We start from the raw sequence: 15,072 nt of genomic DNA, 5'->3' as shown, positions 1-15,072 counted from the left end.
GCAGCCGATCGTGGTCTGCGCGAGGGCGGCGGACCGCCGCCCGATAGGAGGACTCAGGAACCGTGAACCACTACGGCACCCCCACCGCCGCCCCGTGGGCGTCCCCGGCCTGGCAGCAGCCGGGCGCCGTTCCTCCGCCGCCGCCCGGCTCCCTGCCCCCCGCCGAGCCGCAGCCGCAGGAGCCCCGCCGGCGGTCCGGCCGGCTGCGGATGGGCGTCGCGGGCCTGCTCGCCGGCGCGCTCATCGGCGGCGGCGCCGGCGCGGGCGTGGTGGCGCTCACCGACGACGGCGGGACGACCGGCACCACGGCCGCGGCCGCGCAGAACGTGACCATCACGAACCCCGAGACGGCGACCGCCGTGACCGCCGCCGCGGCCAAGGCGGCGCCGAGCGTGGTGACCGTCTACGTCACCGCCCAGTCCGGCTCCGGCAGCGGCTCCGGCGTCGTCCTCACCGACGACGGCTACGTGCTGACCAACAACCACGTGGTGAGCCTGGACGGCAGCACCGGCTCGGCCGCCATCTCGGTGCGCACCTCCGACGGCACCCTCTACGACGCGACCGTCGTCGGCACCGAGCCGACCTACGACCTGGCCGTGCTCAAGCTGGACGGCGCCTCGAACCTGACGCCGGCCACCTTCGCCGACTCCGACGACGTGCAGGTCGGCGACCTCGCGGTCGCGATCGGCGCCCCGCTCGGGCTGTCCGACACCGTCACCGACGGCATCATCAGCGCCACCGGCCGCGCCGTCGCCACCGGCTCCACGCAGGACGACGCGACGGTCATCGACGCGCTGCAGACCGACGCCGCGATCAACCCGGGCAACTCCGGCGGCGCCCTGGTCAACGGCGCCGGCGAGGTCATCGGCATCAACACCGCGATCGCCACGGTGGCCGCCGGCGCCCCCGGCCAGCAGTCCGAGAGCGGCAACATCGGCGTCGGCTTCGCCATCCCCGGCAACACCGCCGAGCGGATCGCGCAGGAGATCATGGCCTCGGGCTCGGCCCGGACGACGTTCCTGGGCGTGAGCGCGCAGACCGCGGCCGACGACGGCAACTCCGAGATCGGCACCGGCGCGCAGATCGTGCAGGTGCAGCCGAACAGCCCCGCCGCCGCCGCGGGGCTGCAGGCCGGTGACGTCGTGACCGCGGTCGGCGACCGGGTGGTCACCACCTCCACCGAGCTGACCGCCGCCGTCCGCAGCGCGACGCCGGGCGACCAGGTGAGCCTCACCGTCCAGCGCGGCCAGGCCACCTCCCAGGTCGACGTCACGCTGGGCAGCACGACCGACTGACGGACCAGCGCGGTCCGGGGCGGGGTGCCTAGGCTCGGTCAGGTGCCGGCACCCCGCCCGACCGCGACCGCGCCCCTGGCCCGCTCCCTCGACGACCCGGAGCGGGCCCGTGACCTCGCCCGCATGAAGCGGCTGGCGACCGGGCTGTTCCTGGCCGCCGCCGCGGTGTTCCTGACCTGCGTGCTGCTCGGCCCGGACGCCGGGGCGTGGGTGGGCTACGTGCGGGCGACCGCCGAGGCCTCGATGGTGGGCGCGCTGGCCGACTGGTTCGCCGTCACCGCGCTGTTCCGGCACCCGCTGCGGCTGCCGATCCCGCACACCGCGATCATCCCGCGCAAGAAGGACCAGATCGGCGCCAGCCTGGGCACCTTCGTCCAGGAGAACTTCCTCACCCGCGCCGTGGTCGAGGAGAAGCTGACCACCATCGACGTCCCCGGCCGGCTCGGCGGCTTCCTCGCCGCCCCGGGACGGGCCGAGCGGCTCTCCGGGGACGCCGCCGCCGTCCTCCAGTCGGTCGCCGACCTGCTCCGGGACGACGACCTGCAGCCCGCCGTCGCCGCCCTGGTCGACCGCAAGCTGCACGCCACCCCCGCCGCCCCGATCGTCGCCCGGGCCCTGGAGCTGGTCGTGGACGGCGACCGCCACCAGGAGGTGCTGTCGGCGGCGCTGCGCGGGCTGGCCCGCTTCCTCGACGACAACCGGGTGGTGTTCCGCGCCCAGCTCGGCGACGCCTCCCCCGCCTGGGTGCCCGACTGGGTCGACGACCGGGTCTTCGACCGGGTGTTCGCCGGGGTGATGCGGTTCCTCGAGGAGGTCGGCGAGGACCCCCGCCACGAGCTGCGCCGGGTCTACGACGCCCGGCTGCGCGCCTACGTGCACGCGCTGCGGACCGACCCCGCCGCCGCGGGACGGGTCGAGGAGCTGAAGAAGGAGCTGCTCGAGCACCCCGCCGTCCGGTCGTGGTCGGGGTCGCTGTGGACCAACCTGAAGAACGCCGCGCTGACCGCGGCCGGCGACCCCGACTCCGAGCTGCGGGCGCGGATGACCGGGATGGTCCGCACGCTGGCGGAGAAGCTGCAGAGCGACCCGACCCTCCGCGAGCTGGTGCAGCGGCACACGCACACTGCGGCCGGCTACCTCGTCGAGCGGTTCTCCGGGGACCTGGCCGACCTGGTCGGCAGCACCGTGGCCCGCTGGGACACCGAGGAGACCAGTCGCCGCATCGAGCTGCAGGTCGGCCGGGACCTGCAGTTCATCCGCATCAACGGCACCGTCGTCGGCGGCCTGGCCGGCCTGGTGATCTACACGATCGCCCAGCTGATCGGCTGACGCGGTCGAGGAGTGGGCCCCGGAGGGGTCCGCGACGAGGCGGCACTGGTGCTCATCGCATCAGGGGGACGGCACCTGATCGCGGTGCGGTCCGGAGGACCGCGATGTCGTCGCGCCCCTGCTACTCCGCTCGGCGGCGCGCCATCGCCGCGGCGTACAGGGCGATGCCGGCGGCGACGCTGACGTTGAGCGACTCGGTGTCGCGGGCGATCGGGATGCCGACGACGACGTCGCAGCGCTCCCGCACCAGCCGGGACAACCCCGTCCCCTCGGCACCGACCACGAGCGCCACCGGGTCGGCGAAGCCGTCGAACTCCGACACGTCGACGTCGCCGTCGGCGGCCAGGCCGACCGTCATCAGCCCGGCGTCCTGGTAGGACCCGAGCGCCCGGGCGAGGTTGACCGCCCGGGCGACCGGCAGGCGGGCCGCGGCACCGGCGCTGGTGCGCCAGGCGGACGCGGTCATGCCCACCGCCCGCCGCTGCGGGACGACGACCCCGTGCGCGTCGAAGGCCGCGGCCGACCGGACGACGGCGCCCAGGTTGCGCGGGTCGGTGACCCCGTCCATCGCCACGACCAGGGGCGGCCGGCCCGAGTCGCGGGCGAGGTCGAGCAGGTCGTCGGGGTGCGCGTACTCGTACGGCGGCACCTGCAGCCCGATGCCCTGGTGCAGCGCGCCGCCGGACATCCGGTCGAACTCGGCCTTGCCGACCTCCAGCAGCGGCAGCCCGCGGTCGTTGGCCAGGTGCAGCGCCTCGGTGATCCGCTCGTCGGTCGCCGCCCGCGTGTCCCCGGTGACGACGTACAGGGCGGTCGCGGGGATGTGCGCCCGCAGCGCCTCCACGACCGGGTTGCGGCCGAGCAGCAGCTCGGGCGCCTCCTCGGAGCGCTGGCGGCTGCGGTCACGCTCGGCGCGGCGCCGCGCGTCGGCCTGGGCCCGCCGCTGCGCGGGGTGACCCGGCCGCATCTCCGCAGGCGGGGTGGCGCCGCGCCCGGCCAGGGACCGGCGGTTCTTGCCGCCGGTGCCGGCGGTGGCGCCCTTCTTGCCGGCGCCGCTGGTGCGGCCCCGGCGCTGGCTGTTGCCGGCCATCAGCGGCTCAGCTCCCATCGCGGTCCTTGGGGGGTGTCCTCGACCTGGACACCGAGCGCGGCCAGCTGGTCGCGGATCGCGTCGGCCGCGGCGTAGTCCTTGCGGGCGCGGGCGGCCTGGCGCTGCTCCAGCGCGAGCGAGACCAGCCCGCCGGTGACCTCGGTCAACCGGTCGTCGGCGCCGGCGGCCCAGCGCGGGTCCAGCGGGTCCAGCCCGAGCACGCCGAGCATCGCCCGCGCCGAGCCCAGCGCCGCCGCGGTCGCGTCGTCGTCCCCGGCGGCCAGCGCGGTGTTGCCCTGCCGCACCGTCTCGTGGATCGCCGCGACCGCGGCCGGGGTGCCCAGGTCGTCGTCGAGGGCGGCCGTGAACTCCGGTGCGAGGTCCGCCTTGCCGGCGTCCGCACCCACCCGCTCAGCCGCCCGCTTCACGAACGACTCCAGCCGCCGGTAGGCCGCTCCGGCCTCCTCGAGCGCCGCGTCGGTGAACTCGATCGTCGACCGGTAGTGCGGGGTGACCAGGTAGTAGCGCAGCTCCACCGGCCGCACCCGCTTGACCACCTCGTCGACCAGCGCGGTGTTGCCCAGCGACTTGCTCATCTTCTCGCCGCCGAGGGTCACCCAGCCGTTGTGCAGCCAGTAGCGGGCGAAGCCGTCGCCGGCGGCCATCGACTGGGCGCGCTCGTTCTCGTGGTGCGGGAAGCGCAGGTCCAACCCGCCGCCGTGGACGTCGAACTCCGGCCCGAGGTAGCGCTCGGCCATCGCGGAGCACTCCAGGTGCCAGCCCGGCCGGCCGCGCCCCCAGGGCGTGGCCCAGCCCGCGGTCTCCGGCTCCCCCTCCTTGTGCGCCTTCCACAGCGCGAAGTCCCGGGGGTCGCGCTTGCGCTCGTCGGTGTCGGTGTCGGCGGCCGGCTGCAGGTCGTCGGTGCGCTGGCCGGTCAGCTCCCCGTAGCCGGCGAAGGAGCGGACGTCGAAGTACACGTCGCCGTCGGAGGCGTAGGCGTGGCCGCCCTCGATCAGCCGCTCGATCAGCGCGACCATGTCGGGCACGTGCCCGGTCGCCCGCGGCTCGTAGGTGGGCGGCAGCACGCCGAGGACCTCGTACGCCCGGGTGCAGGCCAACTCGTTGGTGTAGGCCCACGCCCACCACGGGACGCCGTGCTCGGCGGCCTTGGCGAGGATCTTGTCGTCGATGTCGGTGACGTTCCGGACGTAGGTGACCTCGAGCCCCTTGGCCGCCAGCCACCGGCGCAGGACGTCGAAGGCGAGTGCGGCCCGCACGTGGCCGACGTGCGGCGGGCCCTGGACGGTGAGCCCGCAGACGTACATGGAGGCCTGTCCCGCACGCAGGGGCGTGAAGTCGCGGACCGCGCGGGCGGCCGTGTCGTACAGGCGGAGGCTCACTGCGCGGAGTCTACGGAGCGCAGCGTCGGCTCCGCGCGGAGTCTTCGGGCGTTCGCCGATCAGCCCGACCCGGCGTCCGTCGACCCGGTCCGGACCACCAGCGCCGTCGCCATCGCCGCGCGCCCCTCGCCCCGGCCGGTCAGACCCAGGCCGTCGGTGGTGGTGGCGGTGACGCTGACCGGGGCGCCGAGGGCCGCCGACAGCGCCGCCTCGGCCTCGGCCCGCCGCGGGCCGACCTTCGGGGTGTTGCCGACCAGCTGCACCGCGGCGTTTCCCACGCGCCAGCCGGCCTCGACCAGCACCTCCCGGACGTGCTCCAGCACCGCCGCCCCTCGGGCGCCGGCCCACCGGGGGTCGTCGGTGCCCAGCAGCCCGCCGATGTCGCCGAGCCCGGCGGCCGACAGGACCGCGTCGATCAGGGCGTGCGCCACGACGTCACCGTCGGAGTGCCCGGCGCAGCCGTCGGCGCCCGGCCACAGCAGCCCGCCCAGCCAGCACTCGCGCCCGGCCTCGATCGGGTGCACGTCCACCCCGATCCCCACCCGCGGGAGCTGGTTCACCGCCGGACCTGCAGCTCGGCCAGCGCCAGGTCGTGCGCCACGGTGACCTTGGCGGCCCGCTCGTCACCGGGCACGGTGGCCACCGGGATCCCGGCCGCGCGCACCACCGCGGCGTCGTCGGTCAGCTCGGCGTCGTCGGGCAACCGGCCGTAGGCGGCGACGAGGGTCTCCCGGTCGAACCCCTGCGGGGTCTGCACCCGGCGCAGCTCCTCGCGCGGGAGGGTGCCGGCGAGCAGCCCGTCGGGGTCGACGGTCACCGTGGTGTCCACGACCGGCAGCACGGGGACGACGGCGGGTGCTCCGGCGGCCACCGCGGCCAGCACCCGGGCCACGACGTCGGGCGGGGTCAGCGGGCGGGCGGCGTCGTGCACCAGGACGGCGTCGCAGCGGTCGTCGGCCGCCGCGAGGGCCGCCCGGACCGAGGCGGTGCGGGTGCCGCCGCCGACGACGAGCCGGACGTCGGCCGGCAGCACGGTGGCGAAGGCGGAGCGCTCGGCGGCCGGGACGGCGACGACGACCTCGGCCACCCCGCCGTCCCGGAGCGCGTCGACGGCCCAGCAGACCAACGGCCGTCCGCCCAGGGGCACCAGCGCCTTCGGCCGATCTGCCCCCAGACGCAGACCACTCCCGGCCGCTGCGACGATGCCGACAGCGTGCACGGGAGTGGTCTGGACGTGCTGGAGCGCAGGAGAACTCGCGGGGACGAGCTCAGCTGGCGAGGACCTCGTCGAGGAGCACCTCGGCCTTGTCCTCGTTCGTGCCCTCGGCCAGGGCGAGCTCGCTCACCAGGATCTGGCGGGCCTTGGAGAGCATGCGCTTCTCGCCGGCGGAGAGGCCACGGTCCTTGTCGCGGCGCCACAGGTCGCGGACGACCTCGGCGACCTTGTTCACGTCGCCGGAGGCGAGCTTCTCCAGGTTGGCCTTGTAGCGGCGCGACCAGTTGGTCGGCTCCTCGGTGTGCGGGGCGCGCAGGACCTCGAAGACCCGGTTCAGCCCCTCCTGACCGACGACGTCACGGACGCCGACGATCTCTGCGTTGTCGGCCGGCACGCGCACGGTGAGGTCACCCTGGGCGACCTTGAGCACGAGGTAGGCCTTCTCTTCACCCTTGATGACCCGCTTCTCGATCGCCTCGATGAGCGCGGCACCGTGGTGCGGGTAGACAACGGTCTCGCCGACAGTGAAGCCCATGTGTGTGTGACCCCTTTCGCTGTCCACAGGTTACCACGCGAAACTGACGAAGGGGACGGCCCGATTTCGTAAACCCGCAGGTCAGCGGCGGAATGAACTAGTCGAGAGGGGTTGACATCGGCGTGGTGGATGTGCCTGCGCACCCCTCCCGCCCGGCGGTGACCGCCCGCGCGCTGGCGCTGGCCACGCACCCCGGCCCGGCCGTCGCGGTGACCGTCGTGGCCACCCTCCTCGGGGTCGCCGCAGGGGTCCCGGGCGGGCGGGTGGTACTGCTGTCCCTGGCCGTCCTCGCAGGTCAGGCGTCGATCGGGTGGAGCAACGACTGGCTCGACGCCGACCGCGACCGCGCCGTCGCGCGGGCCGACAAGCCGGTCGTCCAGGGCGCCGTGGCCCCCTCGCTGCTGCGCTCGCTGGCCCTCGCGTCGGCCGCCGTGGCCGTCGTCCTGTCCCTGTTCCTGGGTCTCGTGCCGGGACTGCTGCTGCTCGTCCTGGTCGCCAGCGGCTGGGCCTACAACGCGGGACTCAAGCGCACCGCCGTGTCCGTCGTGCCCTACGTGACCGGGTTCGGGGCGCTGCCCGCCGGCGTCGTCGCCGCCGCCCCGGGAGGACCGGTCGCGCCCTGGTGGCTCGTGGCGGCCGGCGGCGCGCTCGGGGCCGCGGCCCACCTGGCCAACGTCGCCCCCGACCTCGAGGACGACCTCGCCACCGGCGTCCGCGGGCTGCCGCACCGGCTGGGGGCGCGGGTCTCGGCGGTCACCGGTGCGGTCCTGCTGGGCGCGGCCTCGCTGGTGCTGGTCCTGGGTCCCGACGGCCGGCCGACGGCCGCCGGGTGGGCCGGGCTGGCACTCGCCGTGCCCGCCGTCGCCGTGGCCGCCCTGGCCGGCACGCCGCGCTTCCGCCGCCTGGCCTTCCCGGCGGTCATGCTGCTGACCGTCCTGGACGTGGTGCTGCTGCTGGCCGGTGGGGCCGCGGTCACCTGAGCGCGGCCCCACCGCCGGCGTCACTTCCGGCCGTGGCCCTTGCCGTTGCCGTTGCCGTTGCCGTTGCCGTTGCCGTTGCCGTTGCCGTTGGATTCGACCTCGGCCGCGGGGACCGCCTCAGCGGTCTCCTCCTCGGCCTCCGGCGCCTCGACCTCGGTCTCGGGCTCCTCCGCCGCGGCCCGCTCGGCCTCGCGGGCGTCCTTGCGCTGCTGGTTGCGCGCGTGGGCCTGCTCGCTGACCGTGCCGCCGTCGACCCAGCCCTGGCGGGCGCCCTCGCTCACCCACGAGCCGTGGGACTGACCCTCGACCGGCCCCTCCTGCCACACCTCCTGCTCGGGGGTGACCTCGTCGGCCGACTCCTCGGCGTCGACAGACTCCTGGGCGTCCTCCGGCACCTCGGTCTCCTCCGGCACCTCGGCCTCCTCCGGCACCTCGGTCTCCTCGGGGACCTCGGCCTCCTCCGGCATCCCGGTGCCCTCCGGGTCCTCGGTGGCCCCCGGCGTCGCGTCGTCGACGCCGTCGGTCGCGTCCCCGGAGGGGGCTGTGGTGTCGCCGTCCGAGGCGGGCTGGACGACGGGGGCCGGCTCGTCCTGGGTGACGGCGACGGTGGCGGTCGTCGCACCGGCCAGGGCGACGACGACCGCGCCGGTGCCGGCGGCGGCCTTGGCGAGCGCGCCGGCCGAGGCGATCTTGGCGACGAGAGTGGTGAGCAGCATGCGAGGCCTCTTCCGTGAGGTCCGGGCGGGGCGCCCGGCCGTCCCTGGGGACGGTTCCTGGTGGGGGGTGAGGAGACCGGTCGCCAGCAGTTCGGCCAGGGCCGCGTTCGGCCGCCCGGGAGCGGCGGCGTCCGCCCGGACCGCGTCGGTGAACGCGGCCAGGCCGGACGCGCAGTCGCGCACTGGGCGGCCGGCGAGGACGGCGTCGAAGGCCGCCTCGAGGGCTCGGTCGTCGGCTGGCGTGGTCATCTCGTCCTCGTCATCGCCGGAGGGCTCCAGAAGGGTGCGCACCGACCCCCACCCGTTCGGGGGAGGTCGTCTCGAGGGTGCTGCGCAGGCTGCGCAGCCCGCGCCGCTGGAGTGCCTTGACCGAGCCGACGGAGCGGCCGAGCACGGAGGCCACCTGCTCGACGGTGAGGTCGCCGAGGATCCGCAGCAGGAGGACCGCGCGCTGGTCGGTCGGCAGCGTCGCGCACAGTCGGTGCACGTCGTCGGCGCCGATCCGGACGAACGCGTCGTCCTCCACGTCGCCGCCGCCGAGGTCGCCGAGCACCGCGTCGTCGTCGGTCACCTGCGGACGGCGGCCCCGGCGACGCCAGTCGTCGACCAGCCGCCGGTGGGCGATCGTGAAGACCCAGGCGCGGAACGCCTCCTCGTCGCCGTGGAAGCCGGCCAACCCGGTGAGGACGCCGATGAACGTCTCACTGGCCAGGTCGTCCGGCTCGGCCGCGCCGTGGAGCCTCAGGTAGCCGGTCACGACCGGCGCGAGGTCCCGGTAGAGGACCTCGAAGGCCCACGCGGCCCCGGCCCGGCCCGCGGCCAGGACGTCGTCGAACGGCAGTCCCGTCCGCATCCCGCCTCCCGTCGTCGCCCGCGTTGCTCCAAGGGCATCGGCAGGCATCGGGGCGAACCGGACCGGCACCACCCGGTCGGGTGGTGCGAGGCGGGGACGGCGCGCCGGGGCGTCCCCTTCCCTCCGGGCGGGTCCCCGGGGCCGGGCGTTAGGCTCGGCGCGACAAGGGCCATCGACGTGCGGTGGCCGGCACGTCCCTGGAGGTCGACGGCTGTGAACCGCGCACTGCGCGCCGCCACGATGGGTGCCCTGCTCCTCAGCCCGATCGCGTTGACCGCGTGCAGCGCGGGGCAGGTCTCGCAGACCGCCACCCAGAACCGGGACAAGGTGGGCCCCGAGGCCCAGGCCGGCGACATCACCCTGCGCCAGGTCCTGCTCGAGTACCCCACCGAGGGCCGGTACTCGCCCGGTGACGAGGCGTCCCTGTCCATGACGATCGTGAACGGCAGCAACGAGGCCGACACCCTGGTCGGCATCGAGGGCGACGCCTTCACCGGCGTGATCGTGAGCGGGCAGGCGACCGCCTCCCCCGCCGTCCCGGGCTCCCCCTCGGCAGCGCCGACCACCGGCGCGACGCCCTCGGCTCCGGCCGCGCCCAGCGCCCCCGCCGCGCCCAGCGCACCGGCCGCGCCGACGACCGCCACCGCGAGCACGCGGGTCGACATCCCCGTGCCCGCCCGCTCCAGCGTGCAGATCGGCGACGACGGCACGCTCACCGTCGACCTCGCCGACCTGTCGGAGGAGTTGACGACCGGCCAGACCGTCGAACTGACGCTGACCTTCCAGGGCGCCGGCGAGGTCTCCGTCCAGGCGGGCGTCGCCACCCCCGACCGCGCGCTGCCCCGCGGCGAGGGCTTCGACTTCCACGACGGGGCCGCGGAAGGCCGCGAGGGCGAGCAGGACACCGAGTCCGAGTAGCCGGAGGGCCCCGTCCGCGTCCTCCCCGGAACTGTCGTACCCGGCGGTTAGCGTCGCCGGGTGCCTTCTGCAGGAGTGAAGTCCCGCCCCGCCCACCGCTGCACCGAGTGCGGCTACGGCTCGGCCAAGTGGGTCGGCCGCTGCCCCGAGTGCCAGGCGTGGGGCACGCTGCAGGAGGTCGGCGTCCCGGCCTCGCCGCTGCGGTCGGTGGCGGCCGGCCCGGTGACCGCACCGGCCGTCCCCATCGCCCAGGTGGAGCTGGCCTCCGCCCGCGCGGTCCCCACCGGCATCGACGAGCTCGACCGGGTGCTCGGCGGCGGGCTGGTGCCCGGCGCGGTGCTGCTGGTCGCCGGCGAGCCGGGGGTCGGCAAGTCCACCCTGCTGCTCGAGGTCGCCCACCGGGTGGCCGCGGCCAACGGTCCGGCGCTGGTGGTGTCGGGTGAGGAGTCCGCGGCCCAGGTGCGACTGCGGGCCGAGCGGATCGGCGCCCTGCACGACGGCCTCTACCTGGCCGCGGAGACCGAGCTGTCCGCCGTCCTCGCGCACGTGGAGCAGGTGAACCCCTCGCTGCTGGTCCTCGACAGCGTGCAGACGGTGCGCTCCCCGGCCGTCGACGGCACCGACGGCGGGTCCACCCAGGTGCGCGCGGTGGCCAGCGCGCTGACCGGGGTGGCCAAGAGCCGCGGGATGACGACGATCCTGGTCGGCCACGTCACCAAGGACGGCGCCATCGCCGGGCCGCGCACCCTGGAGCACCTCGTCGACGTCGTCATCTCCTTCGACGGCGAGCGGCACTCCACCCTGCGGCTGATCCGGGCCACCAAGAACCGGTTCGGGCCGGCCGACGAGATCGGTTGCTTCGAGATCGGCGACCGCGGGGTCGTCGGCGTCCCCGACGCGTCGCACCTGTTCGTCTCCCGGCGGGCCGCCCCGGTCCCCGGCAGTTGCGTCACGGTGACGATGGAGGGCAGCCGGCCGCTGCTGGCGGAGGTGCAGTCGCTGGTCGCGTCGAACAGCGGGGGCGGGTCGCCGCGGCGGGCGGTCAGCGGGCTGGACTCCCAGCGGGTGGCGATGGTCAACGCCGTCGTCGAGCGGCGCGGCGGGGTGCGCCTGGCCGACGCCGACGTCTTCGCCGCCTCGGTGGGCGGCGTGCGGATCACCGAGCCCGCGGCCGACCTCGCCCTGGCGCTGGCGATCGCCTCCGCCGCCAAGGACGTCGCCCTCCCCCAGGGCCTGGTCGCGCTGGGCGAGGTGGGGCTCTCCGGCGAGATCCGCCGGGTGGGCGGGACGGGACGCCGGCTGGCCGAGGCAGCCCGTCAGGGCTACCGGGTCGCGCTGGTCCCCGAGGACGCCGGCGCCGCGCCGAAGGGCATGCGACTGGTCGAGGTGCCCGACCTCGGGGCCGCGTTCGCCCGCTTCTTCTGACTCTCCGTCACGGCCGGTCCGGGGTCTCGCCGGATCCGGTGAGGTGGCTCACGGACCCGGACCAGTACCGTCGGGGCCACGTAGACTCAGCCGCCAACACACCGAACGTCAGGAGCGCTCGTGCCCCCCGCCGTGGATTCCGAGGTCGCGCTCCGCGAACTGCTCGGCCGCATCGCACCGGGGACGGCACTGCGCGACGGCCTGGAGCGGATCCTCGCCGGCCGCACCGGTGCGTTGATCGTCCTCGGCTACGACCGCGTCGTGGAGTCCATCTGCACCGGCGGTTTCGCCCTCGACGTCGCCCTGTCGGCCACCCGGCTGCGCGAGCTGGCCAAGATGGACGGCGCGGTGATCGTCTCCTACGACGGTGCCCGCATCGTCCGGGCCGGCGTCCACCTGATGCCCGACCCGACGGTCCCCACCGAGGAGTCCGGAACCCGGCACCGCACCGCCGAGCGGGTGGCGATCCAGACCGGCTTCCCGGTGATCTCGGTCAGCCAGTCGATGCACATCATCAGCGTGTACGTCGCCGGCCGGCGGTACACCCTCGAGCACCCGACGACCATCCTGGCCCGCGCCAACCAGGCCCTGGCCGCGCTGGAGCGGTACAAGCTGCGACTCGACGAGGTGGCCAGCACCCTGTCGGCGCTGGAGATCGAGGACCTCGTCACCGTGCGCGACGCGATGAGCGTCAGCCAGCGGCTGGAGATGGTCCGGCGGATCGCCGACGAGATCGAGGGCTTCGTCGTCGAGCTCGGTACCGACGGCCGGCTGCTGGCCCTCCAGCTCGACGAGATGCTCGCCGGCGTGGAGGAGGACCGCGGCCTCCTCGTGCGCGACTACCTCCCCGGCGGGGCCCGCCGTCCGAAGACCATCGAGAGCGTGCTGACCGACCTGCGGGCGCTGTCGGCCACCGAGCTGCTCGACCTGTCCGCAGTGGCCCGCTGCTACGGGCTGCCCACGTCGGCCGACGCGCTGGACTCCCCGGTCAGCCCCCGCGGGTACCGCCTCCTGGCGCGGGTGCCGCGGCTGCCGGCCGGCATCATCGACCGCCTGGTCGACCACTTCGGCGGGCTGCAGAAGCTGCTGGCCGCCACGATCGAGGACCTGCTCGCCGTCGACGGCGTCGGCGAGGCCCGGGCCCGCGGCATCCGCGAGGGCCTGTCACGCCTGGCCGAGACCTCGATCCTCGACCGCTACAGCTGAACCGCCCGGGGCCGTCCCTCAGGTGACGGCGAAGGCGGCGTCGGGGCTGGTCTTGGTGTCCAGCCGCCCGCGCAGCAGGTACTGCCCGGGGCCGACCGCCGTGCGCTGCGCGGTGCAGCCGGGCTCGCTGGACAGGCCGCTCCACACCAGCGGGAAGGCGACCGACTCTCCCGGTGCGAGGGTGCGGGTGTCGCTGCTGGCCTCGGGGAAGCAGTCGTTGCTGCCCCACAGCCGGTTGCCGGCGCCGTCGAGCAGCACGATCTCCTGCAGGCCCTTGTCGAGGGTCCGCACGCACGGCACCGGCGAGACGTTGGTGACCACCAGCTCGAAGGTCGGCTTGCTGGCCGCCGGCGCGCTGCCCGGCGTGCGCACCTGCAGGCCGATCCCGTCGTCGCTGCACGGGCCGCCCGGCTCGGGTGCCGGTGCGCGGGCAGGCTCCGGCTCCGGTGTCGTCTCGGGCGCGGGGGTCGGGGTCTGCACGCTGGCCAGCGAGGGCACCACCCGCTCCAGGGCCGGCTGCTCGGCCGGCTCGTCGGCGGCGGTGGTGGGCGCCGCGGCGGCCGAGGCGCTGCTGCCGCCGTCCCGGAGCGCGGCGACCAGCAGCCAGCCCGCGCCGCCGAGCACCGCCACGACCAGGAGCAGGACCAGCAGGCGACGCCGCCAGTAGACCGCCGCGGGGAGGGGGCCGACCGGGTGCAGCACGCCGAGAACCGTAGTGCGCCCGGCCGGGGGCTCCCGCGTCGGCACGCCGTCCCCGCCGGGCGGCACACTGGACCCCCGTGGACAGCACCGCCCCGCCCCTGACCGGGACCGGCCTCGGCGAGGCCCTCGTCGACTGGTACGCCGACGCCGCCCGCGACCTGCCGTGGCGGCGCCCGGACGTCGACCCGTGGGCGGTGCTCGTCAGCGAGGTGATGCTCCAGCAGACCCCCGTCGCGCGGGTCGAGCCGGTCTGGCGGGAGTGGATGGCTCGCTGGCCCACGCCGGCCGCGCTCGCCGCCGCCTCCCCTGCGGAGGTGATCCGGGCCTGGGGCAAGCTCGGCTACCCGCGACGGGCGCTGCGGCTGCGCGAGGCCGCCGTCGCCCTCACCGAGCGGCACGGCGGCGCCGTCCCCGCCGACGTGGCCGCCCTCGAGGCGCTGCCGGGCATCGGCACCTACACCGCCCGCGCGGTCGCCTGCTTCGGCCACGGGCAGCCACAGCCGGTCGTGGACACCAACGTGCGGCGGGTGGTGGCCCGGCTCGTGCACGGCCGGGCGGAGGCGGGCACCGCGCGGACCGCCGACCTCGCCGACGTCGCCGCGCTGGCCCCGGCCGACCCGGGACGGGCGGTGCGGTTCTCCGTGGCGGCCATGGAGCTCGGCGCGCTGGTGTGCGTCGCCCGGACGCCGCGGTGCGGCGCCTGCCCGGTGCGGCACAGCTGCGCCTGGCGGCTGGCCGGGTGCCCGGCGTCCGACGGTCCGCCCCGCAGGGTGCAGCGGTTCGCCGGGACCGACCGTCAGGTGCGTGGGCGGCTCCTGGACGTCCTGAGAGCCGCTCAGGGGCCCGTGGCGGCCGTCGAGCTCGACGGCGCCTGGGACGACGCCGTGCAGCGCTCCCGGTGCCTGGACTCCCTGCTCGTCGACGGGCTGGTCGAGCAGACCCCCGACGGCCGGTTCCGCCTCCCCGCCTGACGGCCCACGCCCCGCTGATCATGGGGATGTTGCCGGCCGTCGCGGCGCGTCCTCGCGTGTCGCCCGCAACGACCCCATGATCGACGAACCGGGACGGCGGGCGGGGTGGGACGGCCGGCGGGACGGGCTCGGCACAGAGCAGCCCGCGCTCGTCCTCAGCGGCGCGGGCGGGGGTTGCTGAGGTCGCGGAAGGTCATGAGCCAGCCCGCCAGCGCCAGCACGAGAGCCAGCACCACAGGGACGGCGCGCAGCCAGCCGGGCAGACCGCGCCCCCGGACCCACGCCACGGTCGCGCCGACCATCGCCGCCACGATCAGCAGCCCGCCGTAGACCGGCGTCCAGCTCGGGTGCTCGCCCCGCGCCATGACGTCATCGTCCTGCGGGAGACGCGGCAGGGGCCGCCTCCCGTGCGGGAGGCGGCCCCTGTCGTGCTGCT

16 protein-coding genes are annotated in these 15,072 nt (G+C 75.8%); 7 read left to right on the top strand and 9 right to left on the bottom strand.

The annotated features are described in order from the left end of the window. Positions 1-62 precede the first annotated feature (62 nt). Both ACI79D_RS04140 and ACI79D_RS04135 read left to right on the top strand, forming a co-directional pair. Complete coding sequence (locus ACI79D_RS04140; protein WP_456917046.1) at positions 63-1,295, top strand: S1C family serine protease; 1,233 nt, start codon at positions 63-65, stop codon at positions 1,293-1,295. 42 nt (positions 1,296-1,337) lie between these two features. Beyond that, on the top strand, positions 1,338-2,624 hold the full coding sequence (locus ACI79D_RS04135) for a DUF445 domain-containing protein (RefSeq protein WP_456917045.1): 1,287 nt from the start codon (positions 1,338-1,340) through the stop codon (positions 2,622-2,624). A 121-nt stretch (positions 2,625-2,745) separates the two neighbouring features. Here ACI79D_RS04135 and rlmB read toward each other — a convergent pair whose 3' ends face one another. The 5 genes from rlmB to ACI79D_RS04110 are packed head-to-tail and all read right to left on the bottom strand — an operon-like array spanning position 2,746 to position 6,865. After that, the gene (gene rlmB, locus ACI79D_RS04130; protein ID WP_456917044.1) at positions 2,746-3,732 is read right to left on the bottom strand and encodes a 23S rRNA (guanosine(2251)-2'-O)-methyltransferase RlmB; all 987 of its coding nucleotides are present in this window, start codon (positions 3,730-3,732) and stop codon (positions 2,746-2,748) included. Continuing rightward, positions 3,714-5,114, bottom strand: coding sequence for a cysteine--tRNA ligase (gene cysS / locus ACI79D_RS04125; protein WP_456917043.1), 1,401 nt, complete (start codon positions 5,112-5,114; stop codon positions 3,714-3,716). Before cysS ends, rlmB begins: the two co-directional genes overlap by 19 nt. A gap of 59 nt (positions 5,115-5,173) precedes the next feature. Continuing rightward, positions 5,174-5,674, bottom strand: coding sequence for a 2-C-methyl-D-erythritol 2,4-cyclodiphosphate synthase (gene ispF / locus ACI79D_RS04120; protein ID WP_456917042.1), 501 nt, complete (start codon positions 5,672-5,674; stop codon positions 5,174-5,176). Next, positions 5,671-6,333: a 2-C-methyl-D-erythritol 4-phosphate cytidylyltransferase gene (gene ispD / locus ACI79D_RS04115; RefSeq protein WP_456917041.1), complete on the bottom strand. Its 663-nt coding sequence runs from the start codon at positions 6,331-6,333 to the stop codon at positions 5,671-5,673. Before ispD ends, ispF begins: the two co-directional genes overlap by 4 nt. A gap of 49 nt (positions 6,334-6,382) precedes the next feature. Continuing rightward, positions 6,383-6,865, bottom strand: coding sequence for a CarD family transcriptional regulator (locus ACI79D_RS04110; protein WP_097206868.1), 483 nt, complete (start codon positions 6,863-6,865; stop codon positions 6,383-6,385). Between the two features lie 122 nt (positions 6,866-6,987). Between ACI79D_RS04110 and ACI79D_RS04105 the strand changes: the two genes are divergently transcribed. Next, entirely contained in the window at positions 6,988-7,845 is an 858-nt protein-coding gene (locus tag ACI79D_RS04105) for a UbiA family prenyltransferase (RefSeq protein WP_456917040.1), read from the top strand. Positions 7,846-7,865: 20 nt separating this feature from the next. On the opposite strand, the gene ACI79D_RS04100 is transcribed toward ACI79D_RS04105, so the two are convergent. Next, on the bottom strand, positions 7,866-8,810 hold the full coding sequence (locus ACI79D_RS04100) for a hypothetical protein (RefSeq protein WP_456917039.1): 945 nt from the start codon (positions 8,808-8,810) through the stop codon (positions 7,866-7,868). Between the two features lie 10 nt (positions 8,811-8,820). Next, a complete protein-coding gene (locus ACI79D_RS04095) occupies positions 8,821-9,414 on the bottom strand; it encodes an RNA polymerase sigma factor (protein WP_456917038.1) in 594 nt (197 codons plus the stop codon). A gap of 213 nt (positions 9,415-9,627) precedes the next feature. On the opposite strand from ACI79D_RS04095, the gene ACI79D_RS04090 reads away from it, so the two are divergent. From ACI79D_RS04090 to disA, 3 genes are all read left to right on the top strand, one after another. Further along, positions 9,628-10,332: a hypothetical protein gene (locus ACI79D_RS04090; RefSeq protein ID WP_456917037.1), complete on the top strand. Its 705-nt coding sequence runs from the start codon at positions 9,628-9,630 to the stop codon at positions 10,330-10,332. A gap of 60 nt (positions 10,333-10,392) precedes the next feature. Then, positions 10,393-11,757 (top strand): DNA repair protein RadA, encoded by a 1,365-nt coding sequence (gene radA / locus ACI79D_RS04085; protein ID WP_456917036.1) that lies wholly within the window; start codon positions 10,393-10,395, stop codon positions 11,755-11,757. A 120-nt stretch (positions 11,758-11,877) separates the two neighbouring features. Continuing rightward, positions 11,878-12,963: a DNA integrity scanning diadenylate cyclase DisA gene (disA, locus tag ACI79D_RS04080; RefSeq protein ID WP_456917035.1), complete on the top strand. Its 1,086-nt coding sequence runs from the start codon at positions 11,878-11,880 to the stop codon at positions 12,961-12,963. A gap of 18 nt (positions 12,964-12,981) precedes the next feature. Here disA and ACI79D_RS04075 read toward each other — a convergent pair whose 3' ends face one another. After that, complete coding sequence (locus ACI79D_RS04075) at positions 12,982-13,665, bottom strand: MucR family transcriptional regulator (protein WP_456917034.1); 684 nt, start codon at positions 13,663-13,665, stop codon at positions 12,982-12,984. A gap of 77 nt (positions 13,666-13,742) precedes the next feature. On the opposite strand from ACI79D_RS04075, the gene ACI79D_RS04070 reads away from it, so the two are divergent. Continuing rightward, positions 13,743-14,636: an A/G-specific adenine glycosylase gene (locus tag ACI79D_RS04070; RefSeq protein ID WP_456917033.1), complete on the top strand. Its 894-nt coding sequence runs from the start codon at positions 13,743-13,745 to the stop codon at positions 14,634-14,636. A gap of 155 nt (positions 14,637-14,791) precedes the next feature. Here ACI79D_RS04070 and ACI79D_RS04065 read toward each other — a convergent pair whose 3' ends face one another. Then, positions 14,792-15,001: a hypothetical protein gene (locus ACI79D_RS04065; RefSeq protein ID WP_456917032.1), complete on the bottom strand. Its 210-nt coding sequence runs from the start codon at positions 14,999-15,001 to the stop codon at positions 14,792-14,794. Positions 15,002-15,072: the final 71 nt, after the last annotated feature.

The sequence above is a fragment of the Geodermatophilus sp. SYSU D00708 genome (assembly GCF_054050115.1).
Note: the sequence above shows the minus strand (reverse complement) of the source record. Positions and strands in the feature narration are given on the sequence as shown.